This is a genomic window from Syntrophobotulus glycolicus DSM 8271 (genome assembly GCF_000190635.1).
GTDB lineage: Bacteria > Bacillota > Desulfitobacteriia > Desulfitobacteriales > Syntrophobotulaceae > Syntrophobotulus > Syntrophobotulus glycolicus.
In genome coordinates this window covers 599,795-620,301 of record NC_015172.1, presented here as the reverse complement: position 1 = coordinate 620,301, position 20,507 = coordinate 599,795, and the positions used below count along the sequence as shown (strand labels likewise).

The 20,507-nt window shown below is 45.7% G+C and carries 22 protein-coding genes and 1 pseudogene; all 23 read right to left on the bottom strand.

All coding sequences use genetic code 11. The features are described 5' to 3' along the window. Nucleotides 1-29: 29 nt before the first annotated feature. Complete coding sequence (locus SGLY_RS03270; protein WP_013623869.1) at nt 30-2,153, bottom strand: glycoside hydrolase family 2 protein; 2,124 nt, start codon at nt 2,151-2,153, stop codon at nt 30-32. Nucleotides 2,154-2,214: 61 nt separating this feature from the next. Next, nucleotides 2,215-2,631 carry a Fur family transcriptional regulator gene (locus SGLY_RS03265; protein ID WP_013623868.1) on the bottom strand — a complete coding sequence of 139 codons (417 nt, stop codon included), beginning with the start codon at nt 2,629-2,631 and terminating at the stop codon, nt 2,215-2,217. Between the two features lie 196 nt (nt 2,632-2,827). After that, nucleotides 2,828-2,998, bottom strand: a complete 171-nt coding sequence (locus tag SGLY_RS03260) for a DUF362 domain-containing protein (RefSeq protein ID WP_013623867.1) — start codon at nt 2,996-2,998, stop codon at nt 2,828-2,830. Between the two features lie 152 nt (nt 2,999-3,150). Further along, nucleotides 3,151-3,312 (bottom strand): hypothetical protein, encoded by a 162-nt coding sequence (locus SGLY_RS18050; protein ID WP_013623866.1) that lies wholly within the window; start codon nt 3,310-3,312, stop codon nt 3,151-3,153. Nucleotides 3,313-3,451: 139 nt separating this feature from the next. Further along, complete coding sequence (locus SGLY_RS03255; protein ID WP_013623865.1) at nt 3,452-4,210, bottom strand: histidinol-phosphatase; 759 nt, start codon at nt 4,208-4,210, stop codon at nt 3,452-3,454. A gap of 31 nt (nt 4,211-4,241) precedes the next feature. Then, nucleotides 4,242-5,567: a metallopeptidase TldD-related protein gene (locus SGLY_RS03250; RefSeq protein WP_013623864.1), complete on the bottom strand. Its 1,326-nt coding sequence runs from the start codon at nt 5,565-5,567 to the stop codon at nt 4,242-4,244. Continuing rightward, complete coding sequence (locus SGLY_RS03245; RefSeq protein WP_013623863.1) at nt 5,564-7,063, bottom strand: TldD/PmbA family protein; 1,500 nt, start codon at nt 7,061-7,063, stop codon at nt 5,564-5,566. The genes SGLY_RS03250 and SGLY_RS03245 overlap by 4 nt, the downstream gene beginning before the upstream one ends. A gap of 170 nt (nt 7,064-7,233) precedes the next feature. Next, nucleotides 7,234-9,168 (bottom strand): FapA family protein, encoded by a 1,935-nt coding sequence (locus SGLY_RS03240; protein ID WP_013623862.1) that lies wholly within the window; start codon nt 9,166-9,168, stop codon nt 7,234-7,236. A 92-nt stretch (nt 9,169-9,260) separates the two neighbouring features. Next, on the bottom strand, nt 9,261-10,316 hold the full coding sequence (locus SGLY_RS03235; protein WP_427916601.1) for an LCP family protein: 1,056 nt from the start codon (nt 10,314-10,316) through the stop codon (nt 9,261-9,263). A 585-nt stretch (nt 10,317-10,901) separates the two neighbouring features. After that, the gene (locus SGLY_RS03225) at nt 10,902-11,525 is read right to left on the bottom strand and encodes an adaptor protein MecA (protein ID WP_013623859.1); all 624 of its coding nucleotides are present in this window, start codon (nt 11,523-11,525) and stop codon (nt 10,902-10,904) included. Between the two features lie 165 nt (nt 11,526-11,690). Further along, complete coding sequence (locus tag SGLY_RS03220; RefSeq protein ID WP_013623858.1) at nt 11,691-12,143, bottom strand: hypothetical protein; 453 nt, start codon at nt 12,141-12,143, stop codon at nt 11,691-11,693. A gap of 157 nt (nt 12,144-12,300) precedes the next feature. Then, a pseudogene (locus SGLY_RS03215) lies at nt 12,301-12,589 on the bottom strand (chemotaxis protein CheW); the annotation flags it as partial. An 88-nt stretch (nt 12,590-12,677) separates the two neighbouring features. Then, on the bottom strand, nt 12,678-13,451 hold the full coding sequence (locus SGLY_RS03210) for a flagellar hook-basal body protein (protein WP_013623857.1): 774 nt from the start codon (nt 13,449-13,451) through the stop codon (nt 12,678-12,680). Between the two features lie 31 nt (nt 13,452-13,482). Further along, nucleotides 13,483-13,881, bottom strand: coding sequence for a flagellar basal body rod protein FlgB (gene flgB, locus SGLY_RS03205; RefSeq protein ID WP_013623856.1), 399 nt, complete (start codon nt 13,879-13,881; stop codon nt 13,483-13,485). 3 nt (nt 13,882-13,884) lie between these two features. Beyond that, entirely contained in the window at nt 13,885-14,655 is a 771-nt protein-coding gene (locus SGLY_RS03200) for a flagellar hook-basal body protein (RefSeq protein WP_013623855.1), read from the bottom strand. A 94-nt stretch (nt 14,656-14,749) separates the two neighbouring features. Next, entirely contained in the window at nt 14,750-15,649 is a 900-nt protein-coding gene (locus SGLY_RS03195) for a flagellar hook-basal body protein (RefSeq protein WP_013623854.1), read from the bottom strand. Between the two features lie 87 nt (nt 15,650-15,736). Beyond that, a complete protein-coding gene (locus tag SGLY_RS03190; RefSeq protein WP_013623853.1) occupies nt 15,737-16,171 on the bottom strand; it encodes a flagellar hook capping FlgD N-terminal domain-containing protein in 435 nt (144 codons plus the stop codon). 26 nt (nt 16,172-16,197) lie between these two features. Beyond that, nucleotides 16,198-17,571: a flagellar hook-length control protein FliK gene (locus SGLY_RS03185; protein WP_013623852.1), complete on the bottom strand. Its 1,374-nt coding sequence runs from the start codon at nt 17,569-17,571 to the stop codon at nt 16,198-16,200. Between the two features lie 70 nt (nt 17,572-17,641). Beyond that, a complete protein-coding gene (locus tag SGLY_RS03180) occupies nt 17,642-18,394 on the bottom strand; it encodes a FliA/WhiG family RNA polymerase sigma factor (protein ID WP_041444572.1) in 753 nt (250 codons plus the stop codon). Continuing rightward, the gene (locus SGLY_RS03175) at nt 18,384-18,788 is read right to left on the bottom strand and encodes a hypothetical protein (protein ID WP_013623850.1); all 405 of its coding nucleotides are present in this window, start codon (nt 18,786-18,788) and stop codon (nt 18,384-18,386) included. The genes SGLY_RS03180 and SGLY_RS03175 overlap by 11 nt, the downstream gene beginning before the upstream one ends. Beyond that, nucleotides 18,788-19,267 (bottom strand): chemotaxis protein CheD, encoded by a 480-nt coding sequence (locus SGLY_RS03170; RefSeq protein WP_013623849.1) that lies wholly within the window; start codon nt 19,265-19,267, stop codon nt 18,788-18,790. The genes SGLY_RS03175 and SGLY_RS03170 overlap by 1 nt, the downstream gene beginning before the upstream one ends. Beyond that, on the bottom strand, nt 19,264-19,860 hold the full coding sequence (locus SGLY_RS03165; RefSeq protein ID WP_013623848.1) for a chemotaxis protein CheC: 597 nt from the start codon (nt 19,858-19,860) through the stop codon (nt 19,264-19,266). Before SGLY_RS03165 ends, SGLY_RS03170 begins: the two co-directional genes overlap by 4 nt. 1 nt (nt 19,861) lies before the next feature. After that, a complete protein-coding gene (locus SGLY_RS03160; RefSeq protein WP_013623847.1) occupies nt 19,862-20,503 on the bottom strand; it encodes a flagellar brake protein in 642 nt (213 codons plus the stop codon). Between the last annotated feature and the right edge of the window lie 4 nt (nt 20,504-20,507).

Below are 20,507 nucleotides of genomic sequence, written 5' to 3'. Positions count from 1 at the left end.
GGCCCAATACGCTATAATATTGAATACTTTTAACCCATGAAGATTCTGTAAAGATACAGGAAATCAGAATAGTTCCAAGCCGCCCCAAAGATGGCCAACAATATTCCGAGTAAAGGAACAAGGAAGAGACAGCGGTATTTGGCCCCAATCCGCCTGCAATCTCTAAATCTGATCGGGAATGCGATCACGGTCAGAAGCACATAGACCGCTGCCGGCACATAGATGGGAAGATTCCAGAATAACAGGACCCATAAAACAGCGACCAACGGGAACCATACATATCTTCGTTCCAGCCAGCAGGTAAGGCTCAGGGCCTCCGGGCTGCCCGGGAAAGCGGGAGCCGCGACACCAACCTGCAGCAACCGGCACAAGGCCAGCAGCAGCCCTGTGGTCAAGATGAGCAATAAAGGCTGCTGAGACTGCAAAGCTCCAATAAAAGTAAATTCCTCCTGCAGCCAGAAATTTAAAGGCTGGGGAATTCTGAATATCAAATCAGTCATCACTGCGGCGAGTGTAAACATCCTGCAGATAAACCCGATTGCGCTCCAAAAAAACGCCCTGCGCAATTTTCTTTTTGGATTCCCATTATCCAATTCCTTATATCTCCAATTCACTGAGCGCAAGCCTTGAAAAGCAACCACAATACTGATCAAAGCCCAGATTATCGCCGTAAGCCTTTCCTGAGGCCAATGATTTTTCTGATCCGCTTCCTTCACCGGTGCAATACTTCCCCAAGCCCCGCTCAAGGTTTGATTTCCGGCGTTCACTGTCTCAATCCCTTCCTGCCTCATCCCCCCGGCCCTAAAATCCAGAGCAAAGACGGGCGCCGGCTCGACAAGTTGTTTCCGCTCATTAATCCCGTCTTTTTCTTCCTCGGTACCATCCAGCCCTTTGATGATTGTCCAGGCAAGCAGGGAAGGATGCTGCCGAGCCCTGCCGACAAAAATCTCCAGGCTTTCCTGTTCAAGCTCTTGCTTGGAAAAAATCCGGCCCGCAGGCAGTTCGGCCCATATTCCCATCCCGATCTGATCCGCGGAAGAAAGCCAGCTCTCATCGGGGAACTGATCGACAAAGTAGATCATATTGAACCCATTTTTCTTTTGTTCGGCCAGCCAGGCCTTTTGTCCTTTACTGTGCCGGAGCTCTGATTCCTGCCCAGGCGTTAAGGCTATCCCCTGAACATTCCAGAGAGAACCATTTAAAAGAATCTTGCCGTTTTTTTCTTCCGCCGTTCTCAAGCCGACCGGGAATTGGATGCTGTCCTGATCTCCCATTGCATTGGACACTGTCAGATCCAGCTCATAAAGTTCCGGCTGAAGCGGACTCCACAGGGAAACCTCAGGCAGATCAAAAACAAGACCTGCTTTTTGCCTGTAACTGCCGTCGGACGCCAAAGGCAGCAAGCATTGAGCAACAACAGTCTTATCCCTGATCAGCTTTCCTTCTAAAACCCAGGGGCCGTTTTGCAAGGATTCATGATGCCATAACATCGCATTGACCAGGAGCTGTTTTTTCCCCGGCTCAAAGTCAACTGAGGTATGTTCAAGATCTATACTTGTTTCCGTAACTGCCTCCAAGATAATTTTTCCCGTGATCTTTGCCGTTGGCGAAAAAATGCTTTCTAAAGCCTGATGATTTGCCGCGCCGCCTCTTATTGTTTCAATAAAGAGTGTATTGGTTTTTCCATAATCAAACCTTGAGGGCTGAATCTCCAGATTATGTGTCTCACCATATCCATCAAACTCGCCAATGACATTGACATGGTTAATTCCGTTTAAGTAAACTCTTACCTTACCATAGACCCCGTCCAAAGCTAAAATAGAGTTTCTGGCCCCCCATTTGCTGTTTACCTTAAACTGTTTAGCCACAACTTTGAATTCTCCGCTGGAAGGCAGGACAATACTATCCTCTCCGGAAAGCCTGTCCATAAGGTTAGTGCTCTCATCACCAGCATCGTTTTGGGCCAGAAAAGCTTCTTTTATACTTGAATATTTACTCCATTTGCCGCTTAGATCCTGGGCCAGTCTGGAAAAGGAACTGACACCGCTGTCTGAATACAGCTCGACTTCCGGGTCATTATGCCATGAAACACATAAAGAAAAAAGGGATAAGGCAAATAGACTAATGATGATTAAAACTAATCTTTTAAACATGTGTTCCACCAAAAAATAAAAAGCCCGCCAGGCTCTTTCATGAAATATGTAGAATAAACCATTATTTTTTCCGGCATTCTGGGCACAACCCATAAAACACCAAGTTATGGGTATCGACTTTAAACCCGGTTTCTCTGGAAACCAGATCATCCATATCAATCAAGGAAACGTGAAAATCCACCACTACTCCGCAGTTAGAACACATCACGTGATAGTGGTTGACCGGATTACCGTCAAACCTGCTTGACATATCGCCACAGGGCAATTCCAGGATAAACCTGTGTTCCTTGAGCATATTGAGGGTATTGTATATCGTCCCCAGGCTCACTCCCGGAAATTTCTCTTTGACCTCTTTATAGATTTCCTCGGCAGTAGGGTGAGAATGTGTTGAAAGAAGATATTCCAATATCGCCTGCCTTTGGGGAGTAAACCTTACTCCTCTGCTCTTTAATCCCTTAAGAATCTCAACTGCATTCATAGAAATCCCTTCTCCGTTCTTAAAATACCGCCTGAATCAATACATTTAATTATAATAACTATTATCTTGTGATCTTCTATTCTAAAAATTATTTTAATTCTTAATAAATTATATTCCTCTACACTTAACCCGTCAACAAATTTTGCACAAAAAAAGGGAAGGCATCCTCTACGATCCTTCCCAAGGGAGAATTGAATTAACCTTCAACAATTGCGTTAGCTGCACATGCATCAACACAAACGCCGCAATCTGCGCAAGAATCAGCATCAATAACGTATTTGCTGTCACCTTCGCTGATCGCGTTGGCGGGACATTCATCAACACAAGCCCCGCAGCTGATGCAATCGTCTGTAATTACGTATGCCATATCAAAAACCTCCCTTTCTCCTCTTTTTCAAGTGCAACTATATCAAAGAGAAAAGGAAAAGGCAAGAATAATTTTTTTATTCATTCTCCTTTTTTTCATAAATACTCCAATTTTTATTGAATATCCTGCCTGATCTTTAACTTTTCGGGGAATTAAATATCCAATTCCCGGTCCGGCCTGTAAGGAACTTTATAAAGCCTCCGCATACAGCACATACAGTACGGCAGCATCCGGTTGCTGACATGATTCCGGCGAAAAACAACTCTCGTCAGGTCACCATGTTCAAATCCACAGGAACGGCATTTTTCAATCATGATTTGCATCTCCCTAAAGAAAATCTCTTCGTTTGTGTTATTCCGAACAAGCTAGTAAGAAATCCTCATTTATGTAAGAATAACACATTTTCTATTATGATCTTCTTGCGCTCTTTTTATACAGGGAACCGCAATCATTTTATAAATTGATCAGAATTTTTTTTTCCCGGTCAAAGCTGACGATTTGGCCCACTCCCATTTTTCTGAGCAGAGCGGCGACTTCTTGAATATCCCTGCCGACATTTTCAGGGACATGAGCATCTGAACCTAGAGCAAGGGGAATATTCCTCCTGATCACTTCCTCGATCAGTTTCTGTTCCGGATACCATTCTCCTACCGGCTTATACCTGCCATTGGTATTGATTTCCACAGCTAACCCCGATTCCTGCACGGCATCCAAGACTCCGGCGGCAAGTTCCCTGACATCTGTTTTCGGCCTGACCCCAAATATTTTGATCAGGTCCAGGTGGCCGATAATCTGGAATAAGCCGCTGCGGGCCGCTTTTTCAAGAAGCCGGAAATAGTCTTTATACATCCTGTCCGGCTCCTTGATATAGTGTGCCTGCTCCTCTTGCGGCATATCAAACAGCCATCCTCTGATTTCATGAACCGAACCGATCACATAATCAAAATCAAACCGGGATAAAAGACTTTTTATCCGTCCCTCCTCACCTTCCCGATAATCCGCTTCCAAACCAACCTTGACCCTCAGATGAGGATACTCTGCCGCCACTTCCCTGATCAGACCAAAATCAAGATGATCAAAATAATCATCATGGTCTGTAAAGCCTATCTCAGACAGGCCGGCTTCAACCGCTTTATCTAAAAAACCGCGAATGTTTTCCTGAGAACCTGTTCTTTCCAGGTGACCTAACAAATGTACATGCAAATCAAGCACTGACCATACCTCTTTTCCTCATTCCAATTGCTTACAAGGCTTCAGCTCCGGTTTTCGTGATCAGATAAGGATAATTGTAAAGATCGGAAGAAGCCGTTTCTGTCTCTTCGCTCTTCAAGATCTCCCAGAAGCTGCCGCTGATCTTGATATCCACCTTCCCGGTAATCTCCCCCCTTATTACTCTGAGACTGCAGGGAGCAGAAAGTGAGTATTCCCCTGTAACAGGGTTTTGGGTGTGCAGCCCTAAAATGGAATGGACGATTACCCCATCATCAATCTTTTTCAGGACGTCTTGCCAGGTTCCTGTCCGCCGGTGCTTCAGGATAAGCCCTGCTCCTCCCGCCGGTAATGCCGTTGGCTCCGTCCCCCATCTTTGGGCGTTTTTCACGGTTAAAAAAGGAGAGTTTAAAGCCCCGTTCTGGATTAATGGTGTTCTGCATGCCGGAATACCCTCGGATGTCAGAGGATAGCTTCCCCATCTTTCCGGGAGAAGAGGATTGATCTCCAGCTCCAGGCCGCTGCTGAAAACTTGTTCCCCTGCCCTGAACTGTTCCCTGGAAAACCTGCTTTGCCCTTCCAAAACGCTTTCTCCGTTAAAATTAGCCATAATATATTGGGCTAGAAACTGTCCTGTTACAGAAGGGGTGAAGATGACGGCTGTCTCAACTCCAACCGGGTTCCCTCTGCTTTGAAAGGCTTCGTTCATCCGAATGCTGTCTCCCCATAAGCCGGCTATTTCTTTTTCCGTCACCGGCCGTCTTTGCGCAAACCCGTTCCCCACAATACTGTCTAAGGACCAGGAAAGAGCATATGCGGTATCCGGATATGCAACGGACAGGCCTGTTGAGGATTGAACATAGTTCATTCCTGCCGAACACATGATGTTGGCATTGAGATGAACACCGGCCGGGCATCTGTCCAGGATCTCCTGCAGCCTGGCAAAAACAGGTTCATGATCATCATCAATCAGCTCACGAATTGATCTGTTCTCTACCTTGACCTCCGGTATGGGTTGAGGCTGAGGCACACCCGCAATGTAAATGTCTTCAAATGCCGCCATTCTCCAGTAATCAAGCTGTTTTTCCCAGTCAAACCCTTTATTTTGAAAGATACTTTCCACGGTCCCATAACTGCACTTGCCATCATTCCAGACAATATAAACATTTCCCCGTTGGATGCTTTTTAAAGAAGGAGGAGTATAAATACTGCCCGGGATATTATTTTTTATTCCGGCAGACAAGACCATTTCCCCGCTGATATTCGTTCTCCATTCCCTGATCCTTGCTCCGCGCCCTGTCGAATGTTTTTGCCCGGCAGTAAGAACATCGTTCAATTGATTCACGAGATTATTGGTCATTTGTTCGCGTCACCTCCCAGACGGATCTGCTCATCACGGTTTAACAGAACATAACTGCTGCTGCCCCCGCTTGAAGGAACAGACTGGCCGCCTTTACCACAGGTTCCGATGGCATCGAATACCTCTTCTCCCACTCCCGCTTTCAGTGCCTTTAAAGCCGACAATATCCTGCCGCTGAAAATGGTCGGCTTATATATGGTCAGCCGGGGATCGGCCAGATTGACGATTCCGTCACATTGGAAAACAAAATCCCCTGTTTTGGTATTCACCTGCCCGCCTCTGTAGCCTAAAAGAAGCAGGTGATCCTTTTCTTCCAGCAGCTTGTTTTTCTGCATTACTTCCTGCAATGATCTGATCTCCTCAAAGAGATCTTCACTGTGCTTCAGCTCAACTGTATTGTTAATGATTAATCTGATATTCGTCATGCGGGGCAAGGGTATGGAAGCATAATCTTCCGTCCTCGCGGCATCCGAGACAATTCCTTCCCCGGTTTCTCCGCTGAAAATATCTCCTAATTGCTCCCTGAGGACGCCCTTTTGAACAATATAGACATTTTTTCTGGGTATCCCATTGGCGGAATAAGGCTGATCAGCCCAATCATTAAGGAGCGGACCATCAACAATATCCACAGTTTCCGGGGCAATTTTCAGATTTTTGCGCAGCTTTCCCTTTTCTCCCAGTACCGACTGCTGCAAAAGATCTGATTCCACAGCATGACCAAATGCTTCATGGGCCAGTCCCTTCGCTAAACCGTAATCAATGACCAGGGGATAGCTTCCCGCTGAAATTGTGCCTGCCTGCAATACCCTTAAAGCAAATTCCGCCCGGTTATACGCCCTTCTCTCCAAAATCCGATCGTCAAGCTCAGAGCTCAAAAGATCCGGTCCCGCAGCACTGCGATGAACCTGCATACTTTGAACCTGCCCATCTGCCTTGACCGTTCCTATATGGATGATGACCGAACGAGGCACTGTATAAGAGACCAGACTGCCGTCGGATCTTCCTATCCACCAGTGGTCTTCCACCTGGAAATAATTTGTTTGCCAGGACACCGTTCCTTTGCTCAGACAGGTCCCGTTTAAAAGATTTTGATGAATTTGGGAAGTTTTTTCGATGATCTGTTCAGGGGTTATGTTGTCAAAACCGCTTTCGCCATGAACATCCAGTCCCTCATTGACCAAAGGGGCCAAGAAAATATTTTTATTTTTTTCTCCTTGATATCTTTCATTTTGCTCGGCAAGCTCCCAGGCCCTCCTCACCAGTACCGTCCCGGTTTCCCGGGTTATCCTGTCTTCACAGGCAAAGCCGCTGGTTCCGTTTTTTGTCCATGCCTGCACACCCATTCCTTGATCGTGATCTACGGTCATTTTCTCAATCTTTCCGTTATTCAACCTGACACTCCATTTTTGATTTGACTGGGCTCTCACGATCAAATACCCCTGATCTGCAAGGACTGCCGTTTCTCGGACAATCTGAGCAATATGGTTGTTCTTCAAACGCTTTCCTCCTTTTTCTCCGGAGAGATTGGTTTGCTTTTATCCTTATCTCATTATTTTTCAATAGACAGGTAAATATTCCTTCCGGCCCTCAGCTTTGTGATCCTGCCTTGATAAAAAAAAGAGCAGCGGGTATTCAAAAATCACCGCTGCTTCCGGTAAAAGTGGTTTTACGATTGCTTGTCCCATTTCAGCTTATCTGCTTTGAGCAGTCCGTTTTCTCGATAAATACTTAATTTTTGAACATCTTCATCTATTCTGATGATCTCTTTGCCGCTGTAAAAAATCACATTTGAATTGCAATAATCAACATTGATTTTACTCTGTTTGTTGGCCCGAATGACTGTCGCGCTGATGTTTGACCCGCCCAGCTCCTTAAAATAGGCATCCTGGCCGCAGAATATTTCCCCGCCCCTGCAAACTCCTAAAATATCAACTTTGCCCTCTGCATTAATTGTAGAATTATATACACCTTTCCTGCAGACAAAATCCCCTGCACATTTCAGGTCGGAGTTTTGGACGTAATTGACATCACAAACGATATTCTCCGCAACAACATCGGTGACCATTTTCACAAAATTTTCCACAACTTTGAATGAGCTTTTGAGGAAAGTTAAACTTTTCATTTGCAAAGGCCCGGTTCCCACCACAAAATGCTTGATCGATTTTATGGCAATATCAAGTTCTTTATCGGACATCTGTTCATCCTGCGCAGCCAGGCTCTTTTCCGCTTCCTCCGCTTTTTTGGGAAGAGTCCGGAAATTCTTTTCCAGCACAATTTTTAATAACTGCCCAATCGGCACATTTCTGCCTGCCGCGCTGCTTTCAATTTGTTCCACCTGGGTGACGCAATCCTCCAGGTCTTCAGTCAGGTCTTTGAGTAATTTTATGTACTGAGAGCGTGAAACATATTTCTCCCCGACAATGATCTTGCTGGCAATAATGTTATTTTTCACTAAAAGCCCGCTCCCTGCTTTGATCACCGCATTAGAGGCCGACCCCTGAAGGCTGACTGTCCCTCCTGAACAAACATGAAGTCCTTCCTGCACATTTCCGTTAATCATCACATTCCCGGGGAAATCTACGCTTCCCGTCGTTAGATCAACATCATTATTCAGAATATAAACATTTTCTACATGATACGTGTAATTGTCAGATTTTTTCGGGGTGCCTGTACAGGCGGCCCTGACTTCCAGCCCATCTTCGGAAAAACAAACGTTCTGCTTTTGTTTTCGCTTGAACTGAAAATCAATCATTTTTTCAACGGGCCTGATATCCCCAAATATATTCATCCCCGGCGTCCCTTCCTGCCCGGGAATTTTTTTGGCCAAGAGATCCCCCTCCTGGCAAACCTTCAGTTTGGAAGCAAAATAGTCGATCTTTTCATCATCATTGATTTGGTCGGAGGATTTCCCGATATAATCCTCCAATTTTGCGTGTATCGTAGGTACCGCCGGGGTTTCTTCCGCAATAACCACTTGGGCCGCTCCTTCGACGGCCAGAACTCTGGCCCAGGCATCCGGCTTTATTCCGTGAATGATCTGATTTTCTTTTAATTCCTCTTTGAGCTTTTCTTCATCCCATACTTCTCCCCTATCCTCAGATGGTTCCCAGCGCAGATATTTTTCAAGATAAAAACGTGATTCATTGGGAATCTCTTCAACAAAAATATATTTGCCGGCATGGTCATGTTTGACAAAAGCAACGGCCATGCTGCCGTCAGGGGAAACCTGGAGATTCCATTTGAGGCCGCCTTCTCTCATCAAAGGGTAAAACTCCAAAGAATCTCCTCTGGTTACTGTATACTCCTCAAATAATTCCTGATTTTCGTGATTTAGTCTGCCGGCCGGTGTAAACGGATAAATGGTTTCGACCTCTTTACCGGGGATAATCTTATATTTTTCTCCGTCCCAAGTGATCTCTGTTTCCTGGGGGGCAGCCGCTGCCTGTTCGTTCAGAACAACCCGTACTGTCCAACTTTTATGAAAAATTCCCGGCTTTGCTTTTACTTCCAGTTCAAGGTCCTCCGGTTGACATTCCCACTTTTCTGCCCATTCTGCACGAATCTCATCCAGGGACTTCCCATGGGCAATTATTTCTTTCAAGTTTTTCTCCCCCCTTGTTTAACAAAAACATAAACTGAACTTAATATTATATCGTAATATTCCTAAAAACTATTCAGTTCATTTGCGTCTGTTCAGTCATTTTTACGTTCAGTGGCGCTTGGAAGCGGATAATTTTTTAAAAAATCCTGGTATGAGGGAGATTTTTTGCTGTTGGGGTCCTGAGGGTTGCCCGGAACCTTGATATGGGCTTTTATCCCCGGATCAAGCAGATCAATGACCTCATTATCTATGACCTTGTCCGATGTAATCCCCAAGAATAGATTTTGGACGGTAATTTTGGTTTGCTCCGGGTTAACCTCCCAATAGCTGATTCCGTCATAGTCCAGAAATGCTCCCGGTAAAGTCTGAGCGACAATATTGGAACTGTCGAAGGCTGCCGCTGCTTTGGCCATCCTCAACAAATCGGTTAAACTCAGATTGGTTTCAACAGCCGCCTTAAATTGGGCGATTAATGCCGGAAGCCTGGTTATGGTCTTGACTTGCAGCAACTGATCAGCCACAGCCCTCAGCACTTTTTGCTGCCTGGCTGTCCTGGAAATATCCGCCAGAGCATCGTGCCTGAAACGGGCGTATTGCAGAGCCTGCTCGCCATTAAGCCTTTGCTCTCCCTGTTTCAGATTGATATAACCGTCCTCGTTGTCTCCTGTTTCATAATACATATCTTTTTCGACATAAAGATCAATACCGCCCAGAGTATCAATGATCGATTTAAAGCCATTAAAATTGGTCATGATATACCCTTGCAGGGGCACACCGGTCAATTCCGTCACTTTGTCCATGAGGACAGAAGTACTCTCCAGCATGGGCACAGAATTCATCTTGACAAAGTTATCCTCAGAAAGCCGGACCCTGGTATCTCTGGGGATAGAAAGCATGGAAATGATCTTGCTTTGGGGATCAACACTGGCCATAATAATGGAATCGGCATTAAAGCCCGGATCCTGAGGTCTTTTGTCCGCTCCGATCAGTAAAAAACTAACCCTGTTGTTTAAAAAACCGTCGTCGGCGATATCTAAATTATTGTCCTGCTTTGTAAACACAAAATAGTAACCTAACGTACCTGCTGCAACAAGGATCATCAGAACTACTGCCAAAATTTTGATTGTTTTTCTTCGCAATTGTTCCACTCCACTTCATTCTTCCGATCTTGATCCGTTTATATGATTAATTTCATATTCAAAAGCATCATAAAAATATCCAAGTTCTAAAAAAATCAGCTGGAATAACATCCTTATAGTATGACATCCTGATCCCTGTTCTATTCTCTGTTTTTCACAATAAATGCATTATACCATAACTGAGTACGCTTCTTTTTGAAAAATTTTTTCATCCTCTTTAAAATTCATGCTTTCGACATAGCAGATCATTTAATATATTGATAGATTCAAGATTGAATATTACACAAGATTATCGGAGGGCAGCATTAATGGTAGCACCTGAAGAAAATACCGCTTTCAACCTGGTCCATCTCAAGACTCCTCTACCAGACCCCAGAAAAAAATGTCTTTTTTGCGGCAAGGAAAATCACCTTATTTCTTTTAAAAAGCAAACTATTTGCTTTACCTGCCTGAAAAGCATCAGGCAACTTTATATTGAAGGATATTTTTGCCAGAACGGCTGAAAAGTCGCAGTAAATTAATGAACCTCAGATCCCGGTTAAAGGATCAGAGGTTCTTTTTTGCTGCTCAATGGAATAGCTTACTGTTTAAAGCTTAGATAACAGTCTTGTCCTCAACGATCTTTTTCAGCTTGGAAATCGCATTTTCACTAATGATGGTTTCTCCATGCTCCTTGAGGAAAATATCGGACAGCAAAATCGCTTCCCCATATTCGTCCAGGATCGCTTCCATGATCTTTCTCTTTCTGGAGGAAGTCATCTTACCCAAGCTGAGGAAATATTCCTGTTCATACTTGTATAGGGCCGAGCTAAGCTGCGGCACATCAGGAATCAGGCTTAAACAATTCAGCACATCTTCGAAGTCGGAAAAAACATATACCCAATCCGAATTGGCTGTCTTTACCGAAACTTTAGGCGTACTTTTCTTGTCATTAAAGTTATTTTGAATAATATGATTAATTTCGGCCTCAATTTGTTCATCCTGTTTGATCACCGTAATGACAAATTCATCATCCGAAGCCACTGTCGCCTGTATCCAAAAAGGCTGATCCAGATTAAAATTAACTTCTTCTCTTGCTTTGCCAATTATCTCCCAAAAGAACTGTTCGGTTCTTTCTGAGCGCTGAAAAAAATCGGCAAGTGAAATATTTCTTGCTGAAAGCTCGCTAAATGATATAAAAATCCTCACTGTGTTCTCATTTACCTTAAGAATCCGCATAATATTTCACTCTCCTTTCGTTGAGCTTTTTTTAAGGTTAAGCTCTATTCCATTATAGCATAATCAGTCAATATGATTTCAGTCATCATTTTTTGTTTTTTCCTGAGCCCTGTCCTGAATCTCTTTATCCTATATCATTAGCCCATTATAGCCATATTATATGCGCTAATCGGATTTTTCGGTCAAAAAATTGCATTGATATATTACTTTTTTCCCAGGGATATAGAATAATTCAACAATATCTCCCTTATTAAGCTTTTCCTGAATACTTTTTTCGGCAAATAGATCCAAAGTGCTTTGTGCACCGTCTATCGTCAAAACAGCTTTTTCTCCCGAACTGTTGATCTCTTTGATTTTCCCTTTCATATAGCCCGGCTTTTCCAGCCATTCCCCGTGTTCAGTCAGAAACATGGTTCCAAAAACAATCATCACAGCCAGTGAGATCAGGGTCATGACCCACATCCTGATCAGAGCTTTGGTCTTTTTGCCTCCGGTACGGTAAGCTTTCATCCTCAAAGCAAACCGATAAACAAAAAAAATCATGATTGACAGAAAGAGACAAAAGGCTGGCCAGCTGATTAAGAACAACTGCCGGTAATAGTTCACCAGGTCCATCATCTTCACATCCCAATATCTTTCTGTCCATTTATAAAAAATTACCCCTTAATCAAGGGGAATTTCTTCATTCGTTCATTGTATTGATTTTGCCTAACTCATCTTCATTAAAAATGCGCTCAGGGATAATCTGAACAATCATTCTGTCTTTCAGATTAATAATCCCGCCGATAAATGGAGCGGTGAGCAGGGGCGGAGGAGGATCGATCTGTTCGAATACTCTTACCTCTTTGACCTCATCAACCCCCATCCCAATCAGATTATGATTGATTTCCGTGACAATCGCGAACTTGGGACGATCATCCCGGCTATGACCAAATTTCTGATGCATGTCGATCAGAGGCAAAGCGCTTCCCCTGAGACTGACCAGTCCTAAAATATAATCGGGAACTCGGCACAGGATGAATTTCATTTAACCTGGTGATCTCTTGTACGGATTCGATCGGCACCCCGTACTCTTCCTGCCCCAATGAAAATATGACTGCCTGATAGGACAAACCAGCACCTCCTTACGACCACCGCATTACCTTACTCCAATTACGCCAGTTTGCCGATTTCATTTACTGCTTTCTGGAGAAGTGAATCATTGGTCTGAACCACTTTCTGATTTGCCGAATATGATCTGACCACTTCGAGCATTTTCACGATCTGAGCATTAAGGTTGACATTTGATTCTTCCACATATCCTTGTTTTAATCTGACCTCACCCGCGGGAATATCCACAACACCCTCGCTTGAACTGAAAAGAAGAGTATCTCCTTCCCGCTGCAGGGCCTCTGTCGGGATATCCACCAATCTCAAGCGATCCACTTCCATATTGTCTTCTTTATTGATCATCGTTCCGTCTTCACGAATCTCAAAGTTTTCCGGTATTGGACCTACCGGACCGTTTTGTCCCAAAACGGGACAACCACTGGGCGTGCGCAGGCCACCCGCGGAATCCAAAAGAAAATGGCCGCTGCGCGTATATCTTTCTCCATCCGGCGTGGAAACAGCAAAATAGCCTCTCGCGGTTATCGCCACATCCGTTTGATTTCCTGTCTCCCTGAGCATCCCCGGGCCATCCTGATACATCACGCTTTCAATCTGAACTCCGGTCCCCAGACTCCCGATCGGCGTCCTTTCCATCACAACCGGTTCTGTTGACGAAGGTTCCATTCTTTCCACCAGCATAGCGGGGAAGGCCTGCAATTTTTCACTGGCCTGCCTGTACCCCGGTGTTTTCAGGTTCTCAATATTTTGGTCGATCGTATCACTCTGCTGATTATTTGCCAGCATTCCGGCTGCCGCCGTATATAGCCCTCTGATCATCTTTTACCACCATTCTGTTATGAGATCCTTTTTATTCCCTCATCGCCTGTTTTAACATCGTGAACTGGGAAATCAGGGCCTGAGCCAAGGCATTGTAATGGAGGGTATTTTCCGCTACCTTGGACATTTCCAAATCAACGTCCACATTATTGCCGTCATTGCGGATGGTCGTACTGTTATCCTGGAGTACGACCGTTCCCGCAGAAGCGCCTACTCCCGGCAGGTGCCCGGGGAGTGACATCTTCATCGGCAAAGCCTGATCCTCGCCGATGGCCTCCTGAAGAACCGCCTCAAAATTGACATCCGATTTTTTAAAGTTCGGAGTGTCAACATTGGCAATATTATCCGCCAGCACTTTATTGCGCAGGCTCAAGCCATCCAGTCCGCCTTCAAGAATATTTAAAACCCTGGTATCCAACCAGTTATTCATCACTTACCCCCTAAGCGCAATTGCCTCTGCGATCATTTGATCCTGATCTTTGGTGATGCCGATTTCAATCTGGTACGCTCTCTGGGCTTCAATCATATTGCTCATGGCCTTGGCCGTGTCGGTATTTGACCGTTCCAGCATACCTCCTTGAATTTGCCCGAAACCCTCCGTTCCCGGATTTCCTGTAAGAGGCGGTCCGGATTGATCCGTTTCCAAATAAATGTCATCTCCGGCCTGCTGCAATCCGTGAGGATTTTCAAATCTTGCCAGCGTCAATTGACCAAGCTCAGTCAGCTCATCATCAACTACCGCCGTGATTTTTCCGTCACTGCCGATGGAAAGATCGGAGGCATTTTCCGGGATTTCAGCTCCCAGCTCCAACAATAGGCCCTGAGGATTGACGATCCTGCCATTGCCGTCAGGACCGAAATTTCCCGCTCTTGTATAGCCGGTCCTGCCGTTTGCCGCTGCCACCTGAAAAAAGCCTTCCCCGCTGATCGCCATATTCTGAGGCTGATCAGACTGAACCAGCGTCCCCTGGGAGAAATCAAAGCGATTCCCGTTGTAGACCGGAAGGGCGGTCTGGTCTGCGGCAATCCCCGGCGCCACACCGCCGTACATGGCCCTGCTTTTGCTGAGCTCCTGGGTGTCCATCCCTTCCTCCTCAGAAAGGAGCTGTTGTTTAAACGCCGTGGTATTGGCATTCGCCAAATTATTCCCGACCATATCCAAGCGGCTTTGCAGAAGATTCATATATTCAGCAGATATGCGCATGATTGCACTCCTTAAATTGTTCTCCTTCTCGAAGCAAAATCCTTCTTTTCAGCCAAACAGCAGTCAAAAGGATTTACAAAGCTCCTTCAACACCCTACTGGCGTTTGAGATCCACAAGCTCCTGCAGCATGCTGTCCGATACGGTAATAACCCTGGAATTGGCTTGGAAACCGCGCTGGGTGACAATCATGTCCGTAAACTGCTCTGAAAGGTTAACATTTGACATCTCCAAGCAGCCGGTGCTAATCGATCTATTGCCGTTTTCCCCGGCCACATTGATCTTTACCTCCCCTGAGTTGGGACTTTCCTGGTAATAATTATTGCCTACCGGTGTCAAGCCTGAAGGGTTATTGCATGTCGCGACAGCAATTTGATAAAGAGGCACGGTATAAGCCGGATCTGTAGTACCGTCAGTAGAGTCAGAATCGGTAAATGTTCCCATGATGATCCCCTGGGAATTGATTTCAAAACTGGATAAGGTATTAGTCCCGCCTTCCGGGTCTGACCTTCCAATCGCTAAATTAATATTTGCCAGAGTATCCCACGGATCGGATCCGTCATTCTCATATCCCTGTACAATAAACCCTGTGGAAGCATCGACAAGATTACCGGCGCCATCTGTTTTAAAATTCCCGTTGCGGGAGAGGTAGACATTTCCGTTGCTGTCCTGCAGCATAAAGAATCCTTCTCCCTGAAGCATCAGATCCGTATTTTTTCCCGTGCTTTGAGAACCGCCCTGGGTCATGATCTGGTCAATAGAACCGATTGCTGAACCCAAACCGATCTGAATCCCGTCTGTCCCCCCATATGTCGAAGGGTCTGCCGTATCCGGGGCCGAAGCTCCGCGCATGCTTTGGGACAGCATGGTGGAAAATCCTGTCCTTGAGTACTTATACCCTACGGTATTCACATTGGCAATATTGTTGCCGATCACATCCATGGCGATCTGTTCGTTTTTCAGCCCTGAAATGGCTGAGTACAATGAACGCATCATCTCTGGTATTCCTCCCGCTAAAGAACTTTTTTTGCAATGATCTCAATCACTGTTTGTCTTTCACCTTTTGATCTGCTCAACCTCGGCCTATTCACTGACCTGCAAAATATTCCCCAGGTCAACCCACTGATCGTCGACCTGTACCTGCAGGACATTATCCTGAATCCTTATTGAATTCACTTTGCCCGTCGTCAGCTCCTGGCCTTCACTGCCGGCCTGGTAAGCCGCCGTCTTGCCGATCATGGCCGAACCTTGATACAGCAGGGACTGGCTGTACAGGGAAGTCAGAGTGACGATCGCATCGGCGACATTGGTCATCTGTTCCAAAGCGCTGAACTGGGCCATTTGCGAAACAAATTGGGTATTGTCCATCGGCGACATGGGGTCCTGATATTTAAGCTGTGCCACAAGAAGCTGAAGAAAATCGTTTTTTCCCAAATCCTTTGAAGCAGTGCTTGTGACGGTATCGCTGCCGCCGGAACCTGTCGTCCCGATCGAATATGCTCCGTTCACCATGCTCATTGTCTTGCCTCCAGTCCGTAACCTTACTAAACACTGACATTTATGCTTCCCTGTTCATGAACGGGAGCAGACAGCCCATATCCCATCATACTGAAAGTCCTGGCGGATTCCTGTTCTTCGGCAGCCCTAAACTGCCTGCCGCCGCTCTGGCCGTCGTTCCAATTCTGTTTTTTATCGTTTTCCGAGCCTAACCCCATCTGCATAGCACCGCATTCAATCCCTGCCTGCGACAGGCTCTCCTTCAGCTCCGCCATGTGGTTCTGGATAAAAGCCCCGGTCGCTTGTTCCGAAGCATTGATGATCATATGGAGCTGCCCATTTTCCATTTTCATGGAAACATGCAGCTTTCCTAATTCCTCCGGCTGCAATTGAAGAGAAATCTCATTGACTTCCCTGTTTCCTGTGCCTCTTTGGGCATGAACAGCTTCCAGGACTTGCGCCCAAAGCTTGGCCGGATTGGTTAAGGCCGTAAGTACCGCTTCATTATGTTTGAATAATGCCTGGTTGTTTATCTGAACGGAATTATCCGTCTGAACCCGGTGATCTGCCCGTGTCCGATCAGTCCCTGCCTGGTCATTCGTCTCTGCCTGGCTGTCGCTGTCCGTCCAGTCTTTGTCGCCTGTCGAAGCTTGCTTATCCATCCGGACCTGACTTTCTGCCTGCAGCTGATTTTCTACCCGGACTTGATTCTCCGTCCCAGCCTGATTCTCTGTCCAAACCTGGTTGTCTGTCCGGGCTTGATTGCCTTTGACCGTCAGGTCATCGGATTTTTCCCCGGAGAATATCGCCACTGTCGCAAAAGCGGAATCCCCGGACTGATCTTGATTATTGACCGGAGCTTGAGCGCTCTGCCGAGGTTCTCCTCCTGCCTTCAGTTCCAGTTTCCCGGATAATTTTTCAACCTGATTAAGGATACCAATATATTTTTCCAACTCCGAAAAATCGAGGGATACTCCCTCTCCTGATCCCGTTGCAACACTCCCTGTTTTAACGGCATCTGCTAACCCGGCCAGGAAATTCGAATCGCCGACTATCTGAGCTCCGCCGTCTGCTTCGGTTCCCTGAAACTGAATCGGGTTCAGAAGCAATTCTCCTGTGAGCTTTGTCAGATAATCCTGAATGGAATTCCGGCCGGTTTTCCCGGAATCGGCCTCCATGCCCGCCGGTGAAATACGCTGAAGAAATTGAGAATATGCTCCGTTTCCAAACATCTCTCCCGCAAGAGCATAACCCTGAACATCTTCATTCTGTTCTTTCAACTCTCCCTGATTTGTGAGCAGACTGCCTAAAAGCATGGCAAAGAGCGTTCCGTCTATTCCTGAACCTTCGCCTTGCTTCCGGCCATACTCAGATTTACCGCTGTCCACACTCAATGTCGAAAGAACTTCCGCCGCATTCATTAATTCACCCCCTCAGTTGACAATCTAACCCCTATATCGAAAAAATCATCCCTATACTTTAGGGATGATCTCAGAGAATATTCTTTTTTTGTCTCCCTAAATATCCCCGCAGCCTTAAAATCGCCTGGGAATGGATCTGGGAAATTCTTGATTCCGAAAGGTTCATCACCGCGGCGATTTCTTTCAGGGTCATTTCTTCGCGGTAATACATGGCGATAACCAATTTCTCCTTTTCCGACAGCTTTTCTATCTCCCGGGCCAAGATCTGCTTCTGCTCTTCTTTCTCTATATTATTAAAGGATTCCTGGGCCTCAGCATCAATAATTAAGTCCACGGGAGAAATGCCGGAATCACCGGAATGGCCGTCCAGCAGCTGATCCATGGACACCAGTGTCATGTACTGCCCGTGCAGAAGAGTGGTGTGCAATTCCTCTAACTGTATCTCTAAAAAGCCCGCCACCTCTTCGATCGATGGTGTCCGTCCCTGAAGGTTCTCCAAGTCTATGTAGGCCTGTCTGACCTTTTTGACCTTCTGCCTTGCCGAATGAGGCACCCAATCCATCGACCTCAGGCCGTCAATCATCGCTCCCCGGATTCTCAGAGAGGCATAGGTTTCAAATTTTACTCCCCTTGAGGGTTCATACTTTTGCAAAGCATCGATTAAGCCGAACACACCGTAGCCGATCAGGTCTTCCTCTTCAATATGAGACGGCAGTGACATCGCCAGTCTCCCTGCAAGCCGTTTGACCAGAGGCAAATACTGATCAATATATTCTTCTGATAAATTACCGCGGGCCATGGCATGGTATTGATTATTGTACATGATCTTCTTCACCCCATCCCATCTTCTTGATGATGTCGGCCTGGGTTTGCGGATCAGGCATCCCTGTTTCCTCATCAAAGTTAATCTGCCCGGCAACTCCCTGTTTGGGAAGAGCTGTCGCCGCCAGCTGTTCCATGCTAGTGTTTTCTCCCACGATGATGTCAAATCTAGAGTTTTTTTCTTTACCTTCCGCAGATTGCTTGGGAGAAATCGCTTTCCAGACAAAAAGCAAAGCTTTACATAAGATCAGAATCACGGCAAAGGCAACGACCGCCCTCAGCAAAACCTTGCTGATTTTTTCCCCGATCAGAATACTGATTGACCCCGCAGCTAAAAAACTTGCCGCGGCAAGCCGGAAAAACCACTTTTCCAATTGCTCGTTTTCAGAGTGCATTAGATCACCTTTTCACCATAATTAATCGTCTTAATATGGAGGTTGCCGGTCTGAATATCAAAGTTGATTGTCCGTCCAAAGGTTCCTCCGACATCGGATGCCAAAAGAGGAATGTGCATTTCAGTCAATAATCTCTGCACCGCTTGCGCATTTCTCTCTCCAATTTTCATGATCGGATCTTTCCCCGCAAAAGAAAACATTTGGGCGCCGCCGGCAATCTTTGCCTTAAGCCGGTTTTTCAACGCTCCTTGCTTCATCAGCTCCTCCAGTAACAGGACCATACAAGTATCGGCGTATTTCGCCGGTGAGCCTTTCATATTCTTGGACTCTGGAAGCATGATATGGGCCATACCTCCGATTTTAGACATCGAATCGTATAAACAAATTCCGATACAGGAGCCAAGGCCAGCCGTCATGATCTTATCCGGAGACCTGCCTACTTTATAATCCGCCATCCCAACAACAATTGTTATGCTCATACTCCAAAGGCTCCCAATAATATTTCTAATGATCCTTGATTTGGAATAAATAAGAACTTCCCTTCCATATCTTTAAGTCCGGTTAACTTGGTATCAATGAGCAGGGTGTAATCATCCATTTCCCCTTCTTCCAGCAAAATCGCATCCAAAATTGCGCCCGTCATATCTATGGCTATCGCAGGAACCGAAGGCAAAAGCTTTACCCCGGTAAACTGGGTAATCGCGATAACAAACGAGCTGACTAAAATATTTCCGACTTCTTTCAGCGCCGACTGGGCGATTTCATCATGAAAAAGTTCCGGAGGCCGGGAGAGGCTCAGCAGTCTGCGCGCAATTTCCTCCGCGCCTTGCACAGATAAGATAAACACCGCTTTACCGGAAATTTCTCCCTCTATTCTCAGATACAACGCTACACATACGGAATCTCCGTCACCCAGAAATTCTGTGATCTTCTCCAGCGGGACAAGCAAAACCTTGGGCACTTCCATGTTAATTCTGGCTTGAAGCAGATCAGAGAGGGAAGTCGCGGCATGCCCGGAACCAATATTTCCTATTTCCTTCAGTACTTCAAACTGGATAGCGGTTAACTCCATTTCATATTAGCCCTTTCCGTCTCAATTCTCTTTGGACCTCAAAAATATAGGCAATGATTTTATCCCTCGTTTTTTCAGATATCTCCTGATATTCAACTGAAATCTTATATTTCTTACTCTCTTCCTCAATCAGCCTTACGACCTTGACCGGCAAATCCAATTCCTCATGATAGGTCTTGATTTTAGCCAATAACAGATCATTCATCTCCAGCTTTTCTTCCGAAACGAACTTTAGCCCTCCCCCGCTCAAATCAATAAGATATCCGGTATTTTCCTCACTTAAGCCTTCTTTGCCGATGATTTGATACGTAATGGAACTGACTACAGGGATCCGCACATGCTTTCTTCTCTGAATCTTATTGATAGACTTCGGGTATTCAATCATTAGTGTGGGAACCGGTGCTAAAAATCTTCTTAGAAGGATTGACCTAAAATGATAAGCACTGATGTGATCGACAAACTCGATTTCCAATTTTGTCCCTTCGCGCAAAGGAAGGTATTGTCCATCAGAAAAAGGAACACCAATGGATAAAATTGCTTTTCCGACCTCTTCAATTTTTGTCCGGTACCTGCCCTGGTAAGGACCATTGTCAACAAAAAGCTCTATTGACAGTCCTTCATAGATTTTCTCTTCGTAAAGCATCAAA

What these genes read in the sequence shown, in the direction of transcription:
- SGLY_RS03225 (WP_013623859.1), bottom strand. Translation starts at nt 11,525, where the DNA reads ATGCGGATTCTTAAGGTAAATGAGAACACAGTGAGGATTTTTATATCA.
- SGLY_RS03170 (WP_013623849.1), bottom strand. Translation starts at nt 19,267, where the DNA reads ATGAGCATAACAATTGTTGTTGGGATGGCGGATTATAAAGTAGGCAGG.
- SGLY_RS03165 (WP_013623848.1), bottom strand. Translation starts at nt 19,860, where the DNA reads ATGGAGTTAACCGCTATCCAGTTTGAAGTACTGAAGGAAATAGGAAAT.
- SGLY_RS03260 (WP_013623867.1), bottom strand. Translation starts at nt 2,998, where the DNA reads ATGGCATACGTAATTACAGACGATTGCATCAGCTGCGGGGCTTGTGTT.
- flgB (WP_013623856.1), bottom strand. Translation starts at nt 13,881, where the DNA reads ATGAATAACTGGTTGGATACCAGGGTTTTAAATATTCTTGAAGGCGGA.
- SGLY_RS03185 (WP_013623852.1), bottom strand. Translation starts at nt 17,571, where the DNA reads ATGAATGCGGCGGAAGTTCTTTCGACATTGAGTGTGGACAGCGGTAAA.
- SGLY_RS03210 (WP_013623857.1), bottom strand. Translation starts at nt 13,451, where the DNA reads ATGATCAGAGGGCTATATACGGCGGCAGCCGGAATGCTGGCAAATAAT.
- SGLY_RS03180 (WP_041444572.1), bottom strand. Translation starts at nt 18,394, where the DNA reads ATGTACAATAATCAATACCATGCCATGGCCCGCGGTAATTTATCAGAA.
- SGLY_RS18050 (WP_013623866.1), bottom strand. Translation starts at nt 3,312, where the DNA reads ATGATTGAAAAATGCCGTTCCTGTGGATTTGAACATGGTGACCTGACG.
- SGLY_RS03195 (WP_013623854.1), bottom strand. Translation starts at nt 15,649, where the DNA reads ATGATGCGTTCATTGTACTCAGCCATTTCAGGGCTGAAAAACGAACAG.
- SGLY_RS03270 (WP_013623869.1), bottom strand. Translation starts at nt 2,153, where the DNA reads ATGTTTAAAAGATTAGTTTTAATCATCATTAGTCTATTTGCCTTATCC.
- SGLY_RS03250 (WP_013623864.1), bottom strand. Translation starts at nt 5,567, where the DNA reads ATGACCAATAATCTCGTGAATCAATTGAACGATGTTCTTACTGCCGGG.
- SGLY_RS03200 (WP_013623855.1), bottom strand. Translation starts at nt 14,655, where the DNA reads ATGCGCATATCTGCTGAATATATGAATCTTCTGCAAAGCCGCTTGGAT.
- SGLY_RS03175 (WP_013623850.1), bottom strand. Translation starts at nt 18,788, where the DNA reads ATGCACTCTGAAAACGAGCAATTGGAAAAGTGGTTTTTCCGGCTTGCC.
- SGLY_RS03220 (WP_013623858.1), bottom strand. Translation starts at nt 12,143, where the DNA reads ATGATGGACCTGGTGAACTATTACCGGCAGTTGTTCTTAATCAGCTGG.
- SGLY_RS03160 (WP_013623847.1), bottom strand. Translation starts at nt 20,503, where the DNA reads ATGCTTTACGAAGAGAAAATCTATGAAGGACTGTCAATAGAGCTTTTT.
- SGLY_RS03190 (WP_013623853.1), bottom strand. Translation starts at nt 16,171, where the DNA reads ATGAGCATGGTGAACGGAGCATATTCGATCGGGACGACAGGTTCCGGC.
- SGLY_RS03265 (WP_013623868.1), bottom strand. Translation starts at nt 2,631, where the DNA reads ATGAATGCAGTTGAGATTCTTAAGGGATTAAAGAGCAGAGGAGTAAGG.